This is a genomic window from Pseudomonas sp. USTB-Z (assembly GCF_019691255.1).
In the GTDB taxonomy this organism is placed as follows: Bacteria; Pseudomonadota; Gammaproteobacteria; order Pseudomonadales; family Pseudomonadaceae; genus Aquipseudomonas; species Aquipseudomonas alloputida.
Window position 1 is genome coordinate 1 of record NZ_JAECZP010000010.1, and the last position, 15,494, is coordinate 15,494.

Genomic DNA, 15,494 nt, shown 5'->3' on the forward strand with positions numbered 1-15,494 from the left:
GATCCCATCCCGAACTCAGTAGTGAAACGATGCATCGCCGATGGTAGTGTGGGGTTTCCCCATGTGAGAGTAGGTCATCGTCAAGATTCATTTCGCAAAACCCCTATCTGCGCATGCAGGTAGGGGTTTTGTCTTTGTGGGCAAAAAAACTTGACCTGCTCGAGAGCGGAGATGGCACCGGCTTCGCCGGTGTTCGCGGGTAAACCCGCTCCTACGGGGAAGGGGGCAACGCCAGGCAGGGGCGCATACCCTCCAGGCCAATGTCGCCTCCCACAATTCGAGCCAGAACACTAGAATAGCCACCACGCACCTATTCAGAAGCGCCATATGTCCAATTCTGTCGAACCTGAAACCCTGGACCAGCTGCCGTTGGACGAGCTTGTCGCCTGCCATGAATGTGACCTGCTGCTGCGCAAGCCCGTGCTGCAGCATGATGAGAAAGCCCAATGCCCGCGCTGCGGCTACGAGCTCTATGCCCACCGGCACAATGTGGTCAATCGCAGCCTGGCCTTGGTACTGTCGGCCCTTTTGCTGTTCGTGCCGGCCAATTTCCTGCCGATCATGCAGTTGCACCTGCTTGGTCAGACTTCGGACGATACGGTCTGGAGTGGCGTGCTAGGCCTGTACAACTCGGGAATGCGCGGTGTTGCCGTAGTGGTGTTGCTCTGCAGCATGGTCATTCCGCTGGCGAAACTGCTCTGTCAGCTGGCTGTGCTGTTGAGCATCCGCTTGAACTTCGGGCGTGACTACGGCCTGGTCTTCTACCGCATCTATCACCATCTGCGTGACTGGGGCATGCTCGAGGTCTATTTCATGGGGGTGCTGGTGGCCATCGTCAAGCTGGTGGACCTGGCCGAACTGACCGTGGGCCTTGGGCTGTTCTGTTTCATCAGTCTGTTATTGATCCAGGTGTGGCTCGAGGTGGTGATGTCGCCCCACCAGATCTGGAGTGCGCTATCGGGGGAGGACCTGCATGCGGGCGATTGACGCAGGCATTGTTGTCTGCAATGAGTGTCACGAGCTGAACAGGCAAGAGCCAGACAGCACTTCGCAAACCTGCACACGCTGCGGCGCTGTCGTGCATGCACGCCGGCCGAACAGTATCGTGCGCACCTGGGCGTTGCTGATTGCGGCGTCGATCCTCTACATCCCGGCCAACATACTGCCGATCATGACCGTGAGTACCCTCGGTCAGGGCAGCCCGGACACCATCATGTCCGGCGTCATCACCCTGCTCAAGCATGGCATGGTGCCCATTGCGGCTGTGGTGTTCATTGCCAGTATCCTGGTCCCCACGTTCAAGCTGGTGGGCATCGGCTTGCTGTTGTACTCCGTTCAGCGGCGGCAACCGCTTTCGGCCCGGCAGCGGATATTGATGTACCGCTTCATCGAATTCATTGGGCGCTGGTCCATGCTGGATATCTTCGTCATTGCCATCCTGGTGGCAGTGGTGAATTTTGGCCGAATAGCCAGTGTCGAAGCCAACCTGGGCGCTGTCGCCTTCGCAACTGTGGTGATCCTGACAATGCTTGCCGCTTTAACTTTCGATCCCCGACTGATTTGGGATAACACGGAGTCGGATGACGACCATGAGTGACCTGCCAACGGCTAAAACCCGCCCAGCCTCGAACTGGTCGGCCATCTGGATCCTGCCTTTGATTGCGCTGATGATCGGTGGCTGGCTCGCGTGGCAGGCCTACCGCGACGCTGGCGTGGAAATTGAGGTCCGCTTCGAGTCGGGAGAGGGTATCGTCGCCAACAAGACTGAGGTCATCTACAAAGGCATGCCGGTTGGCAAGGTGAAAAGCCTGGTGCTCGACGCCAAGGGCGACACGCAGGGGGTGATCGCTACCATCGAGATGAACAAGGCTGCCGAGCCCCATCTAACCAAAGGCACGCGTTTCTGGCTGGTGAAGCCGAGTGTCAGCCTGGCTGGTATATCTGGCCTTGAAACACTGGTGTCGGGTAACTACATCGCTGTTAGCCCGGGTGAGGGGGAGCGTACCAAACGCTTTGTGGCATTGAAGGTGGCGCCACCGCTCTCGGATTCTGAACCAGGCCTACACCTGACCCTCAAGGCCGACAGGCTGGGCTCGCTCAACCGTGACAGCCCGGTGTTCTACAAGCAGATTCAGGTTGGCCGGGTGAAAAGCTACCGCCTGTCCGAGGACCAGAGCACCGTAGAGGTGAAAGTCTTCATCGAGCCGGCCTACGCCAGCTTGGTGCGCAAGCACACGCGTTTCTGGAACGCCAGCGGTGTCAGCATCGATGCTTCGCTTTCGGGTGTGAAGGTGCGCAGTGAGTCGTTGTCGAGCATTGTGGCGGGTGGTATCGCCTTCGCCACGCCGGAGTACCGCAAGGACAGCCCGCCCACCGATCCGAGCCTGCCGTTCCGCTTGTACGAGGACTTCGATGCAGCACAGGCGGGTATCCGGGTAAAAGTGAAGCTGAGCGATTATGAAGGCCTGCAGGCGGGTCGCACGCCGGTCATGTACAAGGGTATCCAGGTGGGCTCGCTGAAAGCCCTGAAGATGGAAGACAACCTGGCCAGCGCTTCGGCCGAGTTGACACTCGACCCGCTGACTGAGGACTACCTGGTAGACGGGACGCAGTTCTGGGTAGTCAAACCGTCGATTTCCCTGGCGGGAATCACGGGCCTGGAGGCGCTGGTCAAAGGTAACTACATCGCCATTCGTCCTGGTGAGAAGGGCGCACGGCCAGAGCGTGAGTTCGAGGCGCGTGCCAAGGCGCCGCCGCTCGACCTCAAAGCGCCGGGCCTGCACATGGTGTTGTTCGCCGACACCTTGGGTTCGCTGGAAATCGGCAGCCCGGTGATGTATCGCCAGGTGAAGGTGGGTAGCGTGCAGAGCTATCAGTTCGCCCGTAACAGCAACCGCATCCTGATCGGTGTGCATATCGAGAAGGAGTACGAGAAGCTGGTCAATGGTTCGTCGCGCTTCTGGAACGTCAGTGGGATCACCCTGACCGGCGGCCTGTCGGGCATCAAGATCAAGAGTGAGTCGCTGCAAACACTGATGGCCGGCGGTATTGCGTTCGATACGCCACGGCCCGATGTACCGCTGAAGCGACACATTCCACGCTTCCGCCTGCATGACAGTCAGGAGGCGGTAAACCGTGCGGGTACGTTGATCACCATCCGTGTAGAGCGTGCCGATGGCCTGAAACCGGGCACGGCCATCCGCTTCCGCGGCCTGGATGTGGGCAGCATCGAGAGCGTCGACCTCACCGATGACCTGCAGGCGGTGCTGCTACGGGCGCGCATTACCGAAGCGGCGGATCGTATTGCCCGTGCCGGTACGCAGTTCTGGGTGGTCAAGCCGGCCCTGGGCCTGGTGCGCACTGAAAACCTGGACACCTTGATAGGTGGGCAGTACCTGGAAGTGCAGCCAGCAGCCAAGAACCGTGGGCCACAGCGCGATTTCATCGCCTTGGCCGAAGCACCGCAGGTAGCAGGGCCAGAGGTCGGCCTGCCATTGACGCTCAGTGCGCCACGCCGCGGCTCGATCAAGCCGGGTGTACCGGTTACCTATCGTGAGGTTACGGTGGGCAAGGTGACAGGCTTCGAGCTGGGCCAGAGCGCTGACCGCGTGCTGATTCATATCCTCATCGAGCCGCGCTATGCCGCCTTGGTGCGCAGCGGTAGCCGCTTCTGGAACAGCAGTGGTTTCGGTTTCGACTGGGGTCTGTTCAAGGGCGCTACAGTGCGTACCGAGTCGGTGGAAACCCTGATCGATGGCGGTATCGCCTTTGCAACGCCAGATGGCGAGCAGATGGGTAACCCGGCACGGCCGCAACAGACCTTTGCCTTGTTCGAAAAGGCCGAGGATGAATGGCTGCAGTGGGCACCGAAGATTCAAATCGCCAAGTGATGTAAAAGTAGGGCCGCCAAACGCGGCCCCGCTTTTTTGTGGGAGCGGCCTTGCGTCGCGAAAGGGGCGCGTAGCGGCCCCTCGGTCTCAGCGCAGAAGCTGAGATTGCCGGGGCTGCTCTGCAGCCCTTTCGCGCCACACAGAGATTGAGTCCCACATGGAGCTGTGCCCGCAAGCATAAATCGCAGGCAACAAAAAACCGACCCTAGGGTCGGTTTTTCGACTAGCGCGTCGCTTAGGCAGCTGCAGCTTCTTTCAGCGCCTTGATGTGGCCATTCAGACGGCCTTTGTGACGAGCAGCCTTGTTCTTGTGGATGATACCCTTGTCGGCCATACGGTCGATTACAGGTACAGCCAGAACGTAAGCGGCTTGCGCTTTTTCGGCGTCTTTTGCGTCGATGGCTTTAACTACATTCTTGATGTAGGTGCGGACCATGGAACGCAGGCTGGCGTTGTGGCTGCGACGCTTCTCAGCCTGTTTTGCACGTTTCTTGGCGGAAGGTGTGTTGGCCACCGTCGAGCTCCTCGAAAGACTTTAGGTAAATAGCAAACAAAATAGGCCGCGAATCATGCCGATCAGTCGAGCGGATGTCAAGGCCACCTGCAAGGTTCCGCCGAGCGGTGCGCCAACAAGCGGGAAAGATTCCTTTCTGCTGCGCGACCTGTACACTCGGGAATTTTTGGCTCCCCTGCGAAGGCGCGGGAGTATCGCACATTCGGACGCTGTCTGGCAGCGTCCTCTGTCATTGGCGTGAATCTTTTCGATGAACCTGCTCAAATCCCTGGCTGCAGTAAGCTCGATCACCATGATTTCGCGGGTGCTGGGCTTTGTTCGCGACACCATCCTGGCCCGCATCTTTGGTGCTGGTGTCGCTACCGATGCCTTCTTCATCGCGTTCAAGCTGCCCAACCTGTTGCGGCGCATCTTCGCCGAAGGCGCATTCTCCCAGGCCTTCGTGCCGATTCTGGCCGAGTACAAGACCCAGCAGGGCGAGGAGGCGACGCGCACCTTCATTGCCTATGTCAGCGGCCTTCTGACCCTGGTGCTGGCCCTGGTGACCGCCATCGGCATCCTCGCTGCACCGTGGGTTGTGTGGGCGACGGCCCCGGGTTTTGTCGACAGCACCGAAAAATACGCGCTGACCACCGACCTGTTGCGGGTGACGTTTCCTTATATATTCCTGATCTCGCTGTCTTCCCTGGCCGGAGCGATCCTCAATACCTGGAACCGCTTTTCGGTGCCGGCCTTCACGCCTACCTTGCTGAACGTGGCGATGATCGCCTTCGCCGTGTTGCTGACGCCGTACTTCAACCCGCCAATCATGGCATTGGCCTGGGGCGTGCTGGCGGGTGGCCTGGCGCAGTTGCTGTACCAGCTGCCAGCGCTGAAGAAGATCGGCATGCTCGTGCTGCCGCGACTGAACCTCAAGGACGCGGGTGTGTGGCGGGTACTGAAGCAGATGCTGCCGGCGATCCTGGGGGTGTCGGTGAGCCAGATCTCGCTGATCATCAACACCATCTTCGCCTCCTTCCTGGTGGCCGGCTCGGTGTCGTGGATGTACTACGCCGACCGCCTCATGGAGCTGCCTTCCGGTGTGTTGGGCGTTGCTCTGGGCACCATCCTGCTGCCGACCCTGGCCAAGACCTACGCCAACAAGGACCGCGAGGAGTACTCACGGATTCTCGACTGGGGCCTGCGCCTGTGCTTCCTGCTGGTGCTGCCCTGCACCCTGGCTTTGGCCATTCTTGCCGAGCCGCTGACCGTTGCGCTGTTTCAATATGGCAAGTTCAGCGCGTTTGATGCGGCCATGACCCAGCGGGCGTTGATCGCCTATTCCGTGGGCTTGCTGGCGATCATTCTGATCAAGGTACTGGCACCTGGCTTCTATGCGCAGCAGAATATTCGCACGCCGGTGAAGATCGCAGTCTTCACCTTGGTCTGCACCCAGCTGTTCAACCTTGCCCTGGTCGGCCCGCTTGCACATGCCGGCCTGGCATTGGCGATCAGCCTCGGTGCTTGCCTGAATGCCGGTTTGCTGTTCTGGAAGCTGCGCAGTCAGCAGCTGTTCGAGCCTCAGCCTGGCTGGGCAGTGTTCCTGCTCAAGCTTGTGTTGGCAGTGACGCTGATGTCGGCAGTATTGCTGGCGGGCATGCACTATATGCCGGCCTGGGAGCAGGGCATTATGCTTGAGCGCTTCCTGCGGCTTGGGGCGCTGATCCTGGCGGGCGTCGTGACGTATTTTGGCTGCCTGTACCTGTGTGGCTTCAGGCCCCGGCATTTCGCTCGCAAGGCCTTGCACTGAGGCTTTTGGCGGGTCAGGCGTCGGTTTTTCGCATTCCACGCCGCCCTTGGGCGCTGCTGCCTGTCACCAGCGCCCGGGTGTGGTTATAATCGGCCACTTTATGAGCAAGAAGCGCGTTATGCAGCTGGTTCGAGGTCTTCACAACCTGCGCCCCGAGCACCGGGGCTGTGTCGCCACCATTGGCAACTTCGACGGGGTTCACCGCGGCCACCAGGCAATCCTGGCGCGCCTGCGCGAGCGCGGTCAGGCCTTGGGCCTGCCGACCTGCGTGGTGATCTTCGAACCGCAACCACGCGAGTACTTCGCACCCGATACCGCGCCAGCGCGCCTGGCCCGGTTGCGCGACAAGATAGAGCTGCTGGCGACCGAAGGTATCGACCGGGTGCTGTGCCTGGCGTTCAACCATCGTCTGAGCAAGCTCAGTGCCGATGCCTTCGTCAAGGCCATCCTGGTCGACGGCCTGGGCGTGCGTCATCTCGAAGTGGGCGATGACTTCCGCTTCGGCTGCGACCGCGCTGGCGACTTCGCTTTCCTGGTCGAGGCCGGCAACGCGTACGGCTTTACCGTCGAGGCCGCCAACACGGTCATCCAGGACGGCCTGCGGGTCAGCAGCACCGAAGTGCGCAAGGCCTTGTCCGAGGGCAACTTCGAGCTGGCCGAACACCTGCTGGGCCGCCCGTACCGCATTACAGGCCGCGTGCTGCACGGCCAGAAGCTGGCCCGCCAGCTCGGCACACCAACCGCCAACATCCAGCTCAAGCGCCGTCGCGTGCCGCTGTCCGGGGTATACCTGGCCAGCATCGTGATCGACGGCAAAGCTTGGCCGGGTGTCGGCAATATCGGCGTGCGCCCCACCGTTGCCGGTGATGGGCGCCCGCACCTGGAGATTCATCTTCTGGACTTTGCCGGCGATCTTTACGGCCGGCGCCTGACGGTGGAGTTCCACCACAAGCTGCGTGAAGAGCAGCGATTCGCCTCCCTGGAGGCGCTGAAGTCGGCGATCGATGCGGATATCGCCGCCGCACGTGCACATTGGCACGCTCAACCGCTAACGAAGAGCCTGAAATGACCGACTACAAAGCCACGCTTAACCTTCCGGACACCGCCTTCCCCATGAAGGCCGGCCTGCCTCAGCGCGAACCGCAGATCCTGCAGCGCTGGGACAGCATTGGCCTGTACCAGAAGCTGCGCGAAATTGGCAAGGATCGTCCCAAGTTCGTCCTGCACGACGGCCCGCCCTATGCCAACGGCAAGATTCACATCGGTCATGCGCTGAACAAGATCCTCAAGGACATGATCGTCCGTTCCAAGACCCTGGCCGGCTTCGATGCGCCGTATGTACCGGGCTGGGACTGCCATGGCCTGCCGATCGAGCACAAGGTCGAGGTTACCCACGGCAAGCACCTCTCCGCCGACCGCACCCGCGAGCTGTGCCGCGAGTACGCTGCCGAGCAGATCGAAGGGCAGAAGACCGAGTTCATCCGCCTGGGCGTGCTGGGTGACTGGGACAACCCATACAAGACCATGAACTTCGCCAACGAGGCCGGTGAAATCCGCGCCCTGGCCGAGATGGTCAAGCAAGGCTTCGTGTTCAAGGGCCTGAAGCCGGTGAACTGGTGCTTTGATTGCGGTTCGGCGCTGGCTGAAGCGGAAGTCGAGTACGCCGACAAGAAGTCGCAGACCATCGACGTGGCCTTCCCGGTTGCCGATGAGGCCAAGCTGGCCGCCGCCTTCGGTCTGGCCTCGCTGACCAAGCCGGCCGCCATCGTGATCTGGACCACCACCCCGTGGACCATCCCGGCCAACCAGGCCCTGAACATCCACCCGGAATTCAAGTACGCCCTGGTCGACACCGGCGAGCGCCTGCTGGTGCTGGCTGAAGAGCTGGTCGAGTCGTGCCTGAAGCGCTACAACCTGGAAGGTTCGGTTGTTGCCACCGCCCAAGGTTCGGCGCTGGAGCTGATCAACTTCCGCCATCCGTTCTACGATCGCCTGTCGCCAATCTACCTGGCCGACTACGTCGAGCTGGGTGCCGGTACCGGCGTGGTGCATTCCTCGCCAGCCTACGGTGAAGACGACTTCGTCACCTGCAAGCGCTACGGCATGGTCAACGACGACATCCTTACCCCGGTGCAGAGCAACGGCGTGTATGTCGAGTCGCTGCCATTCTTCGGCGGCCAGTTCATCTGGAAGGCCAACCCGGCCATCGTCGAGAAACTGAGCGAAGTCGGTGCGCTGATGCACACCGAAACCATCAGCCACAGCTACATGCACTGCTGGCGCCACAAGACCCCGCTGATCTACCGCGCCACCGCGCAGTGGTTCGTGGGCATGGACAAGCAGCCGAGCACCGGCGAGCCGCTGCGTGAGCGTGCGCTGAAAGCCATCGAAGACACCAAGTTCGTCCCGGCCTGGGGCCAGGCGCGCCTGCACGCGATGATCGCTAACCGCCCGGACTGGTGCATCTCGCGTCAGCGCAACTGGGGTGTGCCGATCCCGTTCTTCCTGCACAAGCAGACCGGCGAGCTGCATCCGCGCACTGTCGAACTGATGGAAGAAGTGGCCAAGCGTGTCGAGCAGCAAGGCATCGAGGCCTGGTTCAAGCTGGACGCCGCCGAACTGCTGGGCGCTGAAGCCGATCAGTACGACAAGATCGCTGACACCCTCGACGTGTGGTTCGACTCCGGTACCACCCACTGGCACGTACTGCGTGGCTCGCACGACATCGGCCACGCCACCGGCCCGCGCGCTGACCTGTACCTGGAAGGTTCCGACCAACACCGCGGCTGGTTCCACTCGTCCTTGCTGACCGGTTGCGCCATCGACAACCACGCGCCGTACCGCGAGCTGCTGACCCACGGCTTCACCGTGGACGAGAACGGCCGCAAGATGTCCAAGTCGCTGGGTAACACCATCGAGCCGGAGAAGGTCAACAACACCCTGGGTGCCGATATCCTGCGCCTGTGGGTTTCGGCCACCGACTATTCCGGTGAAATGGCGGTTTCCGAGCAGATCCTGCAGCGCAGCGCCGATGCTTACCGGCGTATCCGTAATACCGCCCGCTTCCTGCTGTCCAACCTGTCCGGCTTCGACCCGGCCCGCGACCTGCTGGCCCCGGAAGACATGCTGGCGCTGGACCGCTGGGCCGTGGACCGTACCCTGCTGCTGCAACGCGAACTGGAAGAGCACTACAGCGAGTACCGTTTCTGGAACGTCTACTCCAAGGTGCACAACTTCTGCGTACAGGAGCTGGGCGGCTTCTACCTCGACATCATCAAGGACCGCCAGTACACCACCGGCGCCAACAGTGTCGCCCGCCGTTCCTGCCAGACTGCGCTGTACCACATCAGCGAGGCGCTGGTGCGCTGGATCGCGCCGATCCTGGCATTCACTGCCGACGAAATCTGGCAGTACCTGCCGGGCGAGCGCAACGAGTCGGTCATGCTCAACGGCTGGTACCAAGGCCTGAGCGAGCTGCCGGAAGGCACCGAGTTGGACCGCGCCTACTGGGACCGCGTGATGGCAGTGAAGGCATCGGTCAACAAGGAGCTGGAAAACCAGCGCACCGCCAAGGTCATCGGCGGCAACCTGCAAGCCGAAGTGACCCTGTACGCCGACGAAGGCCTGAGTGCCGACCTGGGCAAGCTGGGCGACGAGCTGCGCTTCGTGCTGATCACCTCGGCCGCCAGCGTGGTGCCGTTCGCACAGGCGCCGGCCGAAGCGGTAGCCACCGAAGTCGAAGGCCTCAAGCTGCAAGTGGTCAAGTCCGGTCACACCAAGTGCGGCCGTTGCTGGCACTTCCGCGCCGACGTCGGCAGCCATCCGGAGCACCCGGAAATCTGCGGCCGTTGCGTCGACAACCTGACAGGCTCGGGTGAGGTGCGCCACTATGCCTAACCCTGCAGCGGGGCGCTTCGGGCGCCTTGCATGGCTGTGGCTGAGCTTGCTGGTCCTGGTCATCGACCAGGCCACCAAGCTGTACTTCAACAACGCCCTGACCATGTACCAGCAGATCGTGGTCATTCCTGACTACTTCAGCTGGACCCTGGCCTACAACACCGGTGCCGCGTTCAGCTTCCTGGCTGACGGAGCGGGTTGGCAGCGCTGGTTGTTCGCCCTGATCGCCGTGGTGGTCAGCGCGGTACTGGTCGTCTGGCTCAAGCGCCTGGGGCGCAACGAGACCTGGCTGGCCGTGGCGCTGGCGCTGGTGCTGGGGGGGGCGATTGGCAACCTGTACGACCGCATCGTGCTGGGCCATGTGGTCGACTTCATCCTGGTGCACTGGCAGAACCGTCATTACTTCCCGGCCTTCAACGTGGCCGACAGCGCCATCACCGTTGGTGCGGTGATGCTGGCGCTGGATATGTTCAAGAGCAAGAAGTCCGAGGATCCGGTTCATGACTGACACCCGTATCGGCCAGAACACCGAAGTCACCCTGCACTTCGCGCTGCACCTGGAAAACGGCGACACCGTCGACAGCACGTTCGATAAAGCCCCGGCCACCTTCAAAGTGGGGGATGGCAACCTGCTGCCGGGTTTTGAAAACGCCCTGTTCGGTTTCAAGGCCGGTGACAAGCGCACCGTGGTGGTTGCCCCGGAGAACGCCTTCGGCCAGCCTAACCCGCAGAACGTGCAGGTCATGCCGAGGTCCAACTTCGAAGGCATGGAGTTGTCCGAAGGGCTGCTGATCATCTTCAACGACGCCGCCAACACCGAGCTGCCGGGTGTGGTCAAAGCGTTCGATGACGACCAGGTCACCATCGACTTCAATCACCCACTGGCTGGCAAGACCCTGACCTTCGAGGTGGAGATCCTCGAGGTGAAGGCCCTGTAAGCCTGGAGCCGAGCATGCAAATCAAACTCGCCAACCCGCGCGGCTTCTGCGCCGGGGTCGACCGGGCGATCGAGATCGTCAACCGCGCGCTGGAAGTCTTCGGCCCGCCGATCTATGTGCGCCACGAAGTGGTGCACAACAAGTTCGTGGTGGAAGACTTGCGTAACCGCGGCGCCATCTTTGTCGAAGAGCTGGACCAGGTGCCGGACGATGTCATCGTCATCTTCAGTGCCCACGGTGTTTCCCAGGCTGTGCGCCAGGAAGCTGCTGGCCGTGGCCTGAAAGTGTTCGATGCTACCTGCCCGCTGGTGACCAAGGTTCACATCGAAGTGGCCAAGTACAGCCGCGATGGCCGTGAGTGCATTCTCATCGGCCACGAAGGGCACCCGGAAGTCGAAGGCACCATGGGCCAGTACGATGCCAGCAACGGCGGCGCCATCTACCTTGTCGAAGACGAGGAAGATGTTGCCAACCTGCAGGTGCGCGACCCGAACCACCTGGCTTTCGTCACCCAGACAACACTGTCGATGGACGACACCAGCCGCGTCATCGATGCGCTGCGTGCGCGCTTCCCGAACATCGGTGGCCCGCGCAAGGACGACATCTGCTACGCCACCCAGAACCGCCAGGACGCCGTCAAGCAACTGGCCGGCGAGAGCGACGTGGTGCTGGTGGTGGGCAGCCCGAACAGTTCCAACTCCAACCGTTTGCGCGAGCTGGCTGAGCGCATGGGCACCCCGGCCTACCTGATCGACGGTGCCGAGGACATGCAACGCGGCTGGTTTGACCAGACCGCGCGGATCGGCATCACCGCCGGTGCTTCGGCACCCGAAGTGCTGGTGCGTGGCGTGATCGAACAGCTCAAGGCCTGGGGCGCTACCGGCGCAGAAGAGCTGGACGGGCGCGAAGAGAACATCACCTTTTCAATGCCCAAAGAGCTGCGGGTTCGCTCGCTGATCTAACGGGCTGCACCGCTGCCAATGCTGGGGCTGCTTTGCAGCCCTTGCGCGACTCAAGACTGTTCCTGCAATGACCGCGCTAGCAGCGGTCATTGCTCCGGTCCTCCGTAAGCAACCTGACTCTGCCGCTTGATGCCAGCGCCACTTGATATCGGCTGCGAGCAGCGGCGCGTTCGCACATTTCCAGTGTTGCGCCCAACCAGCTGTTGCCCGACGTCATTGGCACGCCCAGCGCACTGAATTTGAACTGCTCGCCGCGATTGCTGGTTATTTTCAGCGGCTTTGAAAGGCGCTGTTCGCGTAGCACCTGCCGGTTATGCTCCAGCACTACCCGCCAACCATTCCCCCAATTACCGTCCAGCGCCAGCACCAGCACCGGCTGGCTTTGCAGCATGGCATGGCTGCGTGCACTGCGCAGCGCCTGCGCCAGATCACGGGCAGCCGCCGCCCGGTGCAGGTCATCGCTCATTCGGGCGTAGGCCGGCATGCCCAGTTGGGTCAGCAAGACCGCCACGGCCAAGGCCGACAACATTTGTATCAGTGTTACGCCGCGTTGCTTCACCGTGCATTCCTCCCTGGACGTGCTTGGCTATAGCTTCCTGGCGGTTGGACAAGAGGTCCAGTCGCCCAAGTTGAAAGCAATGACCGGAAAAGTCGCAGGAGGTGCAGGGATGCACGCAAGGCAAGGGGGCATGACGCTTCTGGAAGTGCTGTTGGCGATCGTGATCGTGGCCGCAGGTCTGTTCGCAACGGCTGCGATGCAATTGCAGGCATTGCAGGCTGCGGACAGCGCGCGCCGGGATGGCCAGGTGGCGATGGCGCTGCACAGCGAACATGAGCGCAGGCGGCGATGAGGCGCTGTCAGGCAGGGTTTGGCTTGCTTGAGATGGTGGTGGCGCTGGCGATCGGATTGATGCTGCTGGCGGCGGCCAGCCAGCTTTTTGTCTCTGCGCACCAGACTTGGCGCCTGCAAAGTACGGCAGTGCGCATGCAGGATTCTGCGCGGCTTGCATTGCTGCGCATGGCGCAGGATATCCGCATGGCCGGGATGTTCGGTTGCCTGCGCCTGACCCCAGACGACTTTCTGGTCTCCGGCGCGGAGCAGGCCTTTACCCGGCCCTTGGCGAGCGGCCCGTCAAGTTTGAGCCTGGTCGTCGCTGAGTTACCAGGGTATGCCGGCGACCCCGACTGGACCTTGCTGACAAACTGTATCAACACGGTGGAGGTACACAAGGAGCGCGCGCAAGGTAGCGACACGCTTATGGCTGTGCCTGTCAGCCGGCATCGCTATGCTCACGTTGGAAGTACGCTTTACTTCGAGCGGCGCGGCCGCAATCAGCCCTTGGTCGATCACGTGCGCGAACTGCGTGTGGTGCAGGTGGCTGGAGAGCGGATCGATCTTCAGCTGACATTGTATGAGCCGACCTTGCAGCTTGAGCAGCACCATACGCTGAGCGTGGCATTGCGTAACCCGGTGCCGGCTTCATGAACCGCCAGCGGGGTGTTGTCCTGTTGTTGGCGTTGGTGCTCAGCGTCCTGCTGGGCCTGCTTGCCACATCTGCCCTGCGTGACGCGCTGGTGGAAACGCGGATGACCGGCTACCTGAGCGATGGCCTGCTGGCGCTGGAAGAGGCTGAGGCCACTTTGCTGGCCGGGGTACGCGAACTTGAACGGGCGCCCCCTGACGTTTGTAACGCGTGCCTGCCGCCGCCCAGGCCGCACGATCTGGTGGGGCAGTGGCAAGGTACTCAGACCGGCTTTTTCCAGCTGCAGAACCTGGGTGTCAGCACACGTGCCGCGCACATGCCCGAAGGGCAGCCGGTTAGCCTGTTCCGGATTACCGCCGTCAGCAAGCAAAGCCGCTCACGGCATGTGCTGGAAGCGGTCTACGCCGTGGCTGGCAATCAAACCCAACGCATCACCTGGCGGCAAAGATTGCGAGGAGACTGACATGCAGCAAGGCTTGAGTCTGATCGAGTTGTTGATTGTGCTGGCCGTGACCGGCATTCTGGCAGCCATTGCCTACCCCAGTTACAGCGACCAGCTTCGGCGAGCCGCGCGCAGCGAAGTGGTTGGCCTGCTGCATGATGCCGCCCTGCGCCTGGAGCGCCACCGCGTGCGCACTGGCCAATACGCCGAGGGCGACCTGGTCTTGCCCGAAGGTACCCGCTACTACAGCCTTCAGGCCCAGCGCGACAGTGACACCTTCACGCTGCGCGCCCGGCGGCTACCGCATGGGCTGATGGCGCAGGATGGCTGTGGCGATTTCCAGCTCGACCAGGCTGGCATGCAGCGCAATCCGGGTGCCGTTGAGCACAGCACGCACTGCTGGGGAAGCTGAAGGTTCAATGATGCCCGGTGCATCGCGGTTTTACTTCAGGTGTTGGATCGACAGATGAGCAAGCAAGTAGTGGTGGTCGGCGGCGGGGTGATCGGCCTGCTGACGGCATTCAACCTGGCAGCCAAGGTCGGCCAGGTGGTGGTGTGCGATCAGGGTGAGGTTGGCCGAGAGTCGTCCTGGGCTGGCGGAGGCATTGTCTCGCCGTTGTACCCGTGGCGCTACAGCGCCGCAGTGACCGCTCTGGCGCATTGGTCGCAGGACTTTTATCCACAGCTGGGCGAGCGTCTGTTCGCCAGCACTGGCGTCGACCCCGAAGTTCACACCACCGGGCTGTACTGGCTCGACCTGGACGACGAGGCTGAAGCGTTGGCCTGGGCCGCGCGCGAGCAGCGGCCGCTGAGTGCCGTGGATATTTCGGCGGCCTACGATGCGGTGCCGGTGCTGGGCCCTGGCTTCAAGCACGCCATCTACATGGCTGGCGTGGCCAATGTGCGCAACCCACGCTTGGTCAAGTCGCTGAAAGCGGCGTTGCTGGCGCTGCCAAACGTGACCTTGCGCGAACACTGCCAGATCACCGGCTTCGTGCAGGAAAAGGGGCGCGTGACCGGTGTACAGACGGCTGATGGCGTACTGGCGGCGGATGAGGTTGTGCTCAGTGCTGGCGCCTGGAGTGGCGACCTGTTGCGTACCCTTGGCCTTGAACTGCCGGTGGAGCCCGTGAAGGGCCAGATGATCCTGTTCAAGTGCGCTGAAGACTTCTTGCCGAGCATGGTGCTGGCCAAGGGACGTTATGCAATCCCGCGACGTGACGGGCACATTCTGGTGGGGAGCACGCTGGAACACGCCGGGTATGACAAGACCCCGACCGGGGATGCGTTGGAAAGTCTGAAGGCATCGGCGGTGGAGTTGTTGCCAGAGCTTGAAGGCGCCACAGTGGTGGCGCACTGGGCGGGACTGCGGCCGGGGTCGCCAGAAGGCATCCCTTACATTGGGCCTGTGCCAGGGCATGAAGGGTTGTGGCTGAATTGTGGGCATTATCGCAATGGGCTGGTGTTGGCGCCGGCTTCGTGCCAGCTGTTTACCGATTTGCTGACAGGGGCCGAGCCGATGATCGACCCGGCGCCGTATGCGCCAGAAGGGCGTTTGGGCTGAGGGCCTCTTCGCGG

Annotated in this window: 16 protein-coding genes and 1 rRNA gene; 15 read left to right on the plus strand and 2 right to left on the minus strand. The window is 62.0% G+C overall.

Annotated features, from left to right (window positions below; genetic code table 11):
• The 4 genes from rrf to I8746_RS13380 form a co-directional block, all read left to right on the plus strand.
• Window positions 1-86, plus strand: a 5S ribosomal RNA gene (gene rrf, locus I8746_RS13365); the annotation flags it as partial.
• Between the two features lie 241 nt (window positions 87-327).
• The gene (locus tag I8746_RS13370; RefSeq protein ID WP_012051108.1) at window positions 328-987 is read left to right on the plus strand and encodes a paraquat-inducible protein A; all 660 of its coding nucleotides are present in this window, start codon (window positions 328-330) and stop codon (window positions 985-987) included.
• Entirely contained in the window at window positions 974-1,597 is a 624-nt protein-coding gene (locus I8746_RS13375; RefSeq protein WP_012051109.1) for a paraquat-inducible protein A, read from the plus strand. The genes I8746_RS13370 and I8746_RS13375 overlap by 14 nt, the downstream gene beginning before the upstream one ends.
• Entirely contained in the window at window positions 1,590-3,890 is a 2,301-nt protein-coding gene (locus I8746_RS13380; protein ID WP_004577289.1) for a PqiB family protein, read from the plus strand. Before I8746_RS13375 ends, I8746_RS13380 begins: the two co-directional genes overlap by 8 nt.
• A 235-nt stretch (window positions 3,891-4,125) precedes the next feature.
• Here I8746_RS13380 and rpsT read toward each other — a convergent pair whose 3' ends face one another.
• Complete coding sequence (gene rpsT, locus I8746_RS13385) at window positions 4,126-4,404, minus strand: 30S ribosomal protein S20 (RefSeq protein WP_003247625.1); 279 nt, start codon at window positions 4,402-4,404, stop codon at window positions 4,126-4,128.
• A 250-nt stretch (window positions 4,405-4,654) separates the two neighbouring features.
• On the opposite strand from rpsT, the gene murJ reads away from it, so the two are divergent.
• The 6 genes from murJ to ispH all read left to right on the plus strand — a co-directional run bounded on the left by murJ (window position 4,655) and on the right by ispH (window position 11,990).
• On the plus strand, window positions 4,655-6,193 hold the full coding sequence (gene murJ / locus I8746_RS13390) for a murein biosynthesis integral membrane protein MurJ (RefSeq protein WP_004577288.1): 1,539 nt from the start codon (window positions 4,655-4,657) through the stop codon (window positions 6,191-6,193).
• Window positions 6,194-6,311: 118 nt separating this feature from the next.
• Window positions 6,312-7,262: a bifunctional riboflavin kinase/FAD synthetase gene (gene ribF / locus I8746_RS13395; RefSeq protein ID WP_029611809.1), complete on the plus strand. Its 951-nt coding sequence runs from the start codon at window positions 6,312-6,314 to the stop codon at window positions 7,260-7,262.
• The gene (gene ileS, locus I8746_RS13400; RefSeq protein ID WP_221100749.1) at window positions 7,259-10,090 is read left to right on the plus strand and encodes an isoleucine--tRNA ligase; all 2,832 of its coding nucleotides are present in this window, start codon (window positions 7,259-7,261) and stop codon (window positions 10,088-10,090) included. Before ribF ends, ileS begins: the two co-directional genes overlap by 4 nt.
• A complete protein-coding gene (gene lspA / locus I8746_RS13405) occupies window positions 10,083-10,598 on the plus strand; it encodes a signal peptidase II (protein ID WP_003247609.1) in 516 nt (171 codons plus the stop codon). The genes ileS and lspA overlap by 8 nt, the downstream gene beginning before the upstream one ends.
• The gene (gene fkpB, locus I8746_RS13410; RefSeq protein WP_003247607.1) at window positions 10,591-11,028 is read left to right on the plus strand and encodes an FKBP-type peptidyl-prolyl cis-trans isomerase; all 438 of its coding nucleotides are present in this window, start codon (window positions 10,591-10,593) and stop codon (window positions 11,026-11,028) included. The genes lspA and fkpB overlap by 8 nt, the downstream gene beginning before the upstream one ends.
• A 14-nt stretch (window positions 11,029-11,042) precedes the next feature.
• Complete coding sequence (gene ispH / locus I8746_RS13415) at window positions 11,043-11,990, plus strand: 4-hydroxy-3-methylbut-2-enyl diphosphate reductase (RefSeq protein WP_004577287.1); 948 nt, start codon at window positions 11,043-11,045, stop codon at window positions 11,988-11,990.
• A gap of 76 nt (window positions 11,991-12,066) precedes the next feature.
• Here ispH and I8746_RS13420 read toward each other — a convergent pair whose 3' ends face one another.
• Window positions 12,067-12,549: a GspH/FimT family pseudopilin gene (locus I8746_RS13420; protein ID WP_012051114.1), complete on the minus strand. Its 483-nt coding sequence runs from the start codon at window positions 12,547-12,549 to the stop codon at window positions 12,067-12,069.
• 109 nt (window positions 12,550-12,658) lie between these two features.
• Between I8746_RS13420 and I8746_RS13425 the strand changes: the two genes are divergently transcribed.
• From I8746_RS13425 to thiO, 5 genes are read left to right on the plus strand one after another with little or no spacing between them, the layout of a single operon-like run.
• Window positions 12,659-12,841 carry a prepilin-type N-terminal cleavage/methylation domain-containing protein gene (locus I8746_RS13425; protein WP_221100750.1) on the plus strand — a complete coding sequence of 61 codons (183 nt, stop codon included), beginning with the start codon at window positions 12,659-12,661 and terminating at the stop codon, window positions 12,839-12,841.
• Window positions 12,838-13,476 (plus strand): PilW family protein, encoded by a 639-nt coding sequence (locus I8746_RS13430; protein ID WP_012051115.1) that lies wholly within the window; start codon window positions 12,838-12,840, stop codon window positions 13,474-13,476. The genes I8746_RS13425 and I8746_RS13430 overlap by 4 nt, the downstream gene beginning before the upstream one ends.
• Complete coding sequence (locus I8746_RS13435; protein WP_221100751.1) at window positions 13,473-13,937, plus strand: hypothetical protein; 465 nt, start codon at window positions 13,473-13,475, stop codon at window positions 13,935-13,937. The genes I8746_RS13430 and I8746_RS13435 overlap by 4 nt, the downstream gene beginning before the upstream one ends.
• A gap of 1 nt (window position 13,938) precedes the next feature.
• Window positions 13,939-14,328 carry a type IV pilin protein gene (locus tag I8746_RS13440; protein WP_003247577.1) on the plus strand — a complete coding sequence of 130 codons (390 nt, stop codon included), beginning with the start codon at window positions 13,939-13,941 and terminating at the stop codon, window positions 14,326-14,328.
• A 54-nt stretch (window positions 14,329-14,382) separates the two neighbouring features.
• Window positions 14,383-15,480 carry a glycine oxidase ThiO gene (gene thiO, locus I8746_RS13445; RefSeq protein WP_014755228.1) on the plus strand — a complete coding sequence of 366 codons (1,098 nt, stop codon included), beginning with the start codon at window positions 14,383-14,385 and terminating at the stop codon, window positions 15,478-15,480.
• Window positions 15,481-15,494: the final 14 nt, after the last annotated feature.

Excerpts from the sequence above, each read along its gene's own strand:
- I8746_RS13425 (WP_221100750.1), top strand. The coding sequence starts at position 12,659 with ATGCACGCAAGGCAAGGGGGCATGACGCTTCTGGAAGTGCTGTTGGCG.
- ribF (WP_029611809.1), top strand. The coding sequence starts at position 6,312 with ATGCAGCTGGTTCGAGGTCTTCACAACCTGCGCCCCGAGCACCGGGGC.
- I8746_RS13375 (WP_012051109.1), top strand. The coding sequence starts at position 974 with ATGCGGGCGATTGACGCAGGCATTGTTGTCTGCAATGAGTGTCACGAG.
- I8746_RS13430 (WP_012051115.1), top strand. The coding sequence starts at position 12,838 with ATGAGGCGCTGTCAGGCAGGGTTTGGCTTGCTTGAGATGGTGGTGGCG.
- I8746_RS13370 (WP_012051108.1), top strand. The coding sequence starts at position 328 with ATGTCCAATTCTGTCGAACCTGAAACCCTGGACCAGCTGCCGTTGGAC.
- ispH (WP_004577287.1), top strand. The coding sequence starts at position 11,043 with ATGCAAATCAAACTCGCCAACCCGCGCGGCTTCTGCGCCGGGGTCGAC.
- murJ (WP_004577288.1), top strand. The coding sequence starts at position 4,655 with ATGAACCTGCTCAAATCCCTGGCTGCAGTAAGCTCGATCACCATGATT.
- I8746_RS13380 (WP_004577289.1), top strand. The coding sequence starts at position 1,590 with ATGAGTGACCTGCCAACGGCTAAAACCCGCCCAGCCTCGAACTGGTCG.
- fkpB (WP_003247607.1), top strand. The coding sequence starts at position 10,591 with ATGACTGACACCCGTATCGGCCAGAACACCGAAGTCACCCTGCACTTC.
- thiO (WP_014755228.1), top strand. The coding sequence starts at position 14,383 with ATGAGCAAGCAAGTAGTGGTGGTCGGCGGCGGGGTGATCGGCCTGCTG.
- I8746_RS13440 (WP_003247577.1), top strand. The coding sequence starts at position 13,939 with ATGCAGCAAGGCTTGAGTCTGATCGAGTTGTTGATTGTGCTGGCCGTG.
- ileS (WP_221100749.1), top strand. The coding sequence starts at position 7,259 with ATGACCGACTACAAAGCCACGCTTAACCTTCCGGACACCGCCTTCCCC.
- I8746_RS13435 (WP_221100751.1), top strand. The coding sequence starts at position 13,473 with ATGAACCGCCAGCGGGGTGTTGTCCTGTTGTTGGCGTTGGTGCTCAGC.
- lspA (WP_003247609.1), top strand. The coding sequence starts at position 10,083 with ATGCCTAACCCTGCAGCGGGGCGCTTCGGGCGCCTTGCATGGCTGTGG.